This window comes from Micromonospora sp. WMMD736, assembly GCF_049179015.1.
In the GTDB taxonomy this organism is placed as follows: Bacteria; Actinomycetota; Actinomycetes; order Mycobacteriales; family Micromonosporaceae; genus Micromonospora.
In genome coordinates this window covers 1-5,799 of sequence record NZ_JBMHMI010000132.1, presented here as the reverse complement: position 1 = coordinate 5,799, position 5,799 = coordinate 1, and the positions used below count along the sequence as shown (strand labels likewise).

The 5,799-nt window shown below is 69.6% G+C and carries 6 protein-coding genes; 3 read left to right on the top strand and 3 right to left on the bottom strand.

The features are described 5' to 3' along the window. The 3 genes from ACN269_RS34645 to rpmF form a co-directional block, all read right to left on the bottom strand. Positions 1–1,175 (bottom strand): HAMP domain-containing protein (locus tag ACN269_RS34645; protein ID WP_421477550.1); only part of this gene is annotated, 1,175 nt, incomplete at its 3' end. After that, positions 1,175–1,867, bottom strand: coding sequence for a response regulator transcription factor (locus tag ACN269_RS34640; protein WP_421477549.1), 693 nt, complete (start codon positions 1,865–1,867; stop codon positions 1,175–1,177). The genes ACN269_RS34645 and ACN269_RS34640, both read right to left, overlap by 1 nt. 83 nt (positions 1,868–1,950) lie before the next feature. Continuing rightward, positions 1,951–2,124, bottom strand: a complete 174-nt coding sequence (gene rpmF / locus ACN269_RS34635; protein WP_421477547.1) for a 50S ribosomal protein L32 — start codon at positions 2,122–2,124, stop codon at positions 1,951–1,953. Positions 2,125–2,363: 239 nt separating this feature from the next. Between rpmF and ACN269_RS34630 the strand changes: the two genes are divergently transcribed. The 3 genes from ACN269_RS34630 to ACN269_RS34620 form a co-directional block, all read left to right on the top strand. Continuing rightward, on the top strand, positions 2,364–4,067 hold the full coding sequence (locus tag ACN269_RS34630; protein ID WP_421477545.1) for an acyclic terpene utilization AtuA family protein: 1,704 nt from the start codon (positions 2,364–2,366) through the stop codon (positions 4,065–4,067). Beyond that, complete coding sequence (locus ACN269_RS34625) at positions 4,064–5,254, top strand: acyl-CoA dehydrogenase family protein (protein WP_421477543.1); 1,191 nt, start codon at positions 4,064–4,066, stop codon at positions 5,252–5,254. Before ACN269_RS34630 ends, ACN269_RS34625 begins: the two co-directional genes overlap by 4 nt. After that, the coding region (locus ACN269_RS34620; protein WP_421477541.1) for a carboxyl transferase domain-containing protein at positions 5,251–5,799 on the top strand (549 nt) is incomplete at its 3' end. The genes ACN269_RS34625 and ACN269_RS34620, both read left to right, overlap by 4 nt.

The window sequence follows — 5,799 nt, the reverse complement described above, 5'->3', positions numbered from 1 at the left end:
TGGGCCAACCGCGCCCCGACCCGACCACCCGGCGGGCTCCACTTGGCGGCATTGTCGAGCAGGTTGAGCACCGCGCGCGCCAGGCCCGCAGCGTCGCCGTACACCTGCCAGCCCACGACGTCGACGTCGAACTCGATGTCGTTGCGGCGCCGCCGAACCCGCTCCAGGCTGCGGTCAACCACGTCGGCCAGGTCCACCGGCTCATAACTGACGCCACCGGCCTCGTCCCTGGTGAGGTCGACCAGGTCGCCGACCAGCGTGGACAACTCCTCGATCTGGGCGACGACGTCGGCGCGCAGCCCGGCCATCTCCTCCTCGGGCAGCCGCGGCGCACCGGGTTCCATGGACGCCATCAGCAGTTCGACGTTGGTGCGCAGCGACGTCAGCGGGGTGCGCAGCTCGTGGCCGGCGTCGGTGACCAGCCGGGCCTGCCGCTCCCGGGACTCGGCCAATGCCCGCAACATCATGTTGAACGCCTCGGTGAGCCGGGCCAGTTCGTCACTGCCGGTGACCGGGATGGGTCTCAGATCGTCGGTGCGGGCGACCCGTTCGGTCGCTTCGGTGAGCCGCGCCACCGGCCGCAAGCCGGCGCGGGCGACCATCCCCCCGGCAATCGCAGCGACCGCAACACCGAGCCCACCGACGATGAGCAGCACCGTGCCCAGTCGCTTGAGCACCTGACTGGTGGGCGCCAGGCTCTTGGAGATCATCAGCGAGCTGCCGTTGGCCAGGTGCACCGCCAACACTCGCTGATGGTTGACCGTACGTAGCGACATCAGCAGCTTGCCGGACACCACGTCTTTCTCCGGCTCGCCCATCGGCAGGGTCTGGCCCTCCTGATTGGCGGTGTAGATGGCCCTGCCGGGGATCACCAACATGGCGTTGACGTCGGAGTACGCCGTGCCTTCGATGGCCTTGCCGGGGTCGGCTGCCAATGAGCCACTCTCGATCAGCAGCCGCGCACGGCTGTGCAGCTGGGTGTCGAGGTCGTCGTAGAGCGCCCGGGAGACCACTGCGTACACCGCGACGGCCATCAGCACCACCGCCATCACCACCATCGACATGGCCAGCAGCATCACCCGCCAACGCAGCGTCACCGAGCTGGTCGCGGGCGGCAGCGGCGTACGCCATCCGTTGCCTGCGGGTGGGGTGGCGGGCCAGTTGACTACCGACATCAGGGGGGAGTCTCGCGCAGCACATAACCCACCCCGCGCACGGTGTGGATCAGCCGCGGCTCTCCTTCCGCCTCGGTCTTGCGGCGCAGATAACCGATGTAGACCTCCAGCGCGTTGCCCGACGTGGGGAAATCGAAGCCCCACACCTCCTCGAGGATGCGGCTGCGGGTGAGGACCCGGCGGGGGTTGGCGATCAACATCTCCAGCAACGCGAACTCCGTGCGGGTCAGGCTGATCGGCCGTTGACCGCGGGTGACCTCCCTGGTCGCCGGGTCCAGAGTGAGGTCGGAAAACGTCAGCGCCGGTGATTCGGCCCCGTCGTCGAGCGAGGTGCGCCGCAGCAGCGCCCGCATCCGCGCCAACAACTCCTCCAGCGCGAACGGCTTGGGCAGGTAGTCGTCGGCGCCGGCGTCCAAACCGGCGACCCGCTCGGACACCGAGTCGCGGGCGGTGAGCACCAGAATCGGCAGGTCGTCACCGGTGCTGCGCAGTTGGCGGCACACTTCGAGGCCGTCCAGCCGGGGCATCATCACGTCGAGCACCAGGGCGTCGGGCCGATCGCTGGCGATCACCTCGAGGGCCTCTACTCCATCGGTGGCCAGGTCGACGGCGTAGCCGTTGAAGGAAAGCGACCGGCGCAGGGATTCGCGCACCGCGCGATCGTCGTCCACGACAAGAATGCGCACAGCCACAGTTTCAACCCATCGCCTGAGAGCGACCTGAGAGGCGCGCCGGGATCAGCCGGCGCAATCGCGGGTCAGCGACGCGGCGGGGGTCAGCGACGGTCGAGATCGATCAGGCCGAGGCGGGCGGCCTTGAGGTAGCGGCGCGGCACCTTGTGCTGCTGGCCGGCAACGTTGACGCTGACCAGTTCGGGGCGCTTGGCCTTCCACTGCGCGCGCCGGCTCCGGGTGTTCGCGCGCGACATTCTGCGCTTGGGCACAGCCATGACGTGCATCTCCTTAGATTGAGGTCCAGCCGCGCGAGCGACAGCGGCGACAGTTGCTCCTCAGGATAGCCGGTGACCTGGGTCTGCTCCAAAACGCTGTCGACTGCCGCGTCGACAGCACAATTGGACTTGAATGGTTTCTGACGCCACCCGGTCGGCATCGGATCCTTGACATGGGACCAGCGGTAGCGGCTAACCTACCGGTTGGTTGGCCGGGGGGCTGACGACGGGAGTTTTGCGTGACCACGGCGGTTCGCATCGGCAACTGCTCGGGCTTCTACGGCGACCGCCTCGCCGCGATGCACGAGATGCTGCTGGGCGGCGACCTGGACTACCTGACCGGCGACTACCTCGCCGAGCTGACCATGCTGATCCTGGCCCGCGACCGGGCCAAGAACCCCGACCGCGGCTACGCCAAGACGTTCCTGACCCAACTGGAGCAATCATTGGGCACCGCGCTGGACCGGGGCGTGCGGATCGTGACCAACGCCGGTGGACTCAACCCGGCCGGACTGGCCGACGCGGTACGCGCGCTGGCGGGCCGGCTCGGCCTGGACGTCACCGTCGCCCACGTGGAGGGCGACGACCTGGTGGCCCGCGCCGGCGAGCTCGGGTTCGGCGACGTGCTGGCCGCCAACGCCTACCTCGGAGCGTGGGGGATCGTGGACTGCCTGAACGCCGGGGCCGACGTGGTGGTCACCGGCCGGGTCACCGACGCCTCGGTGACGGTGGGCCCGGCGGCCGCGCACTTCGGGTGGGGACGCACCGACTACGAAGCGCTGGCCGGGGCGGTCGCCGCCGGCCACGTCATCGAGTGCGGCGCTCAGGCCACCGGCGGCAACTTCGCGTTCTTCGCCCATGCGGGGGTTGGCGACCTGCTACACCCCGGCTTCCCGCTGGCCGAGATCCACGCCGACGGCTCGTCGGTGATCACCAAACACCCCGGCACCGGCGGGCTGGTCAGCACCGACACCGTCACCGCGCAGCTGCTCTACGAGATCACCGGCGCCCGCTACGCCAACCCGGACGTGACGCTGCGGGTGGATTCCGTGCAGCTGGATGGCGACGGGCCGGACCGGGTGCGGATCAGCGCCGTGCGCGGCGAACCGCCGCCGCCCTCATTGAAGGTGTCGTGCAACAGCATCGGCGGGTTCCGCAACACGATGACGTTCGTGCTCACCGGCCTCGACATCGAGGCCAAAGCCGAACTGGTGCAGCGGCAACTCGAGGCCGGCCTGACCGTCAAGCCCGCCGAAATGCAGTGGACGCTGGCGCGCACCGACCACCCCGACGCCGACACCGAGGAGACCGCCAGCGCGCTGCTGCACTGTGTGGTGCGCGACCCCGACTCGGCCACCGTAGGTCGCCAGTTCTCCAGTGCCGCCGTCGAAATCGGGCTGGCCTCCTACCCCGGCTTTCAGGTGACCGCGCCGCCTGCCGACGGCCAGGTCTACGGGGCGTTCACCCCCGGCTATGTCGACGCCGGCCAGGTCCCGCACGTCGCCGTGCACGCCGACGGCACCCGCACCGACATCGCCCCCGCCGCCGACACCGCCGACCTGGCGCCCGTCGAGCCGCCGACGCTGCCCGATCCGCCGCCGGCCGGCCCGACCCGAAGAGTGCCGCTGGGCACGATCGCCGGCGCCCGCAGCGGCGACAAGGGCGGCGCCGCCAACGTCGGCGTGTGGGTCAGAACTGAGGCGCAGTGGCGCTGGCTGGCGCATACCTTGACCGTCGAGCGGCTCCGGGAGCTGCTACCCGAAGCTGCGGAGCTGCCGGTTACCCGCCACCTGCTGCCGAACCTGCGGGCGGTCAACTTCATCATCGACGGCATCCTCGGTCAGGGGGTGGCCTACCAGGCCCGGTTCGACCCGCAGGCCAAGGGGCTGGGCGAGTGGCTGCGCAGCCGACACATCGACATACCGGAGGACCTGCTGCCGTGAACATCTGGACCACGCCCGAACGCGAGCAGTTGCGAAAGACCGTGCGCGCGTTCGCCGAACGCGAAGTACTGCCGCACACCGACGCGTGGGAACGGACCGGTGAGCTACCGCGCGAACTGCACCGCAAGGCGGGAGAAGCCGGGTTGCTGGGTGCGGGCCTACCCGAAGCGGTCGGCGGTGGCGGCGGCGACGGCGCCGACGCGCTGATCATCTGCGAGGAGATGCACTACGCCGGCAGCCCGGGCGGCGTGTTCGCGTCTCTGTTCACCTGCGGAATCGCGGTGCCGCACATGATCGCCTCGGGAGATGCCCGGCTCATCGAACGCTATGTGCGGCCGACCCTGACCGGCGAACTCATCGGTGCGCTGGCGATCACCGAACCCGGCGGCGGCTCCGACGTCGGCCACCTGACCACGAAAGCTGAGCGGGATGGTGACGAGTACGTGCTCAACGGCGCCAAGACCTACATCACCTCCGGGGTGCGGGCCGACTACGTCGTGACCGCCTGTCGCACCGGCGGTCCCGGCGCGGGCGGGGTGTCGCTGATCGTCGTCGACAAAGATGGACCGGGCTGCTCACCGGGCCTACAGGTCACCCGCAAGCTGGACAAAATGGGGTGGCGGTCCAGCGACACCGCCGAGCTGTCCTACACCGACGTCCGCGTCCCCGCCGCTAACCTGATCGGCGCCGAGAACACCGGATTCGTCCAGATCGCAAGCGCGTTCGTGGCCGAGCGGGTCGGCCTGGCCACCCAGGCCTACGCCAGCGGGCAGCGCTGCCTGGACCTCACGGTCGAATGGTGTCGCAACCGCGAGACTTTCGGCCGGCCGCTGATCGCCCGGCAGTCCGTGCAGAACACCCTGGCCGAGATGGCCCGCCGCATCGACGTCGCCCGGGTGTACACCCGCAATGTGGTGGAGCGGCAGCTTGACGGAGCCGCGCAGCCGGCGACATCCGGCCGCAGCGAGACCAACCTGATCACCGAGGTGTGCTTCGCCAAGAACACCGCGGTCGAGGCCGGCGAATGGGTGGCCAACCAGGCGGTGCAGCTGTTCGGCGGGATGGGCTACATGGCCGAGTCCGAGGTGGAGCGGCAGTACCGCGACATGCGCGTCCTCGGCATCGGCGGGGGCACCACCGAGATCCTCACCGGCCTGGCCGCCAAGACGTTGGGCTATCAGTCGTGAGCACGCTGCCGTCCACCCTGGACACCCGCACCGCGGCCTACACCGAGGCCGCCGGGGCGATGGCCGACAAACTCGCCGAACTCGACGCCGCGCACGCCCAGGCGCTGGCCGGCGGCGGCACCAAATACGTTGACCGCCACCATGACCGGGGCAAGCTCACCGCGCGGGAGCGCATCGAACTGCTGCTGGATCCGGACTCGCCATTCCTGGAACTCAGCCCGCTGGCGGCCTGGGGCAGCGACTTCACCGTCGGTGCCAGCGTCGTCACCGGCATCGGCGCGGTCGAGGGGGTGGAGTGTCTGTTGGTGGCCCATGACCCCACCGTGAAGGGCGGCACCAGCAACCCCTGGACCCTGCGCAAGATCCTGCGCGCGAATCAGATCGCCCTGCAGAACCGGCTACCGATGATATCGCTGGTGGAATCCGGTGGCGCCGATCTGCCGACCCAGAAGGAGATCTTCATCCCGGGCGGGCAGCTGTTCCGGGATCTGACCCGGCTGTCGGCGGCCGGAATCCCCACCATTGCCCTGGTGTTCGGCAACTCG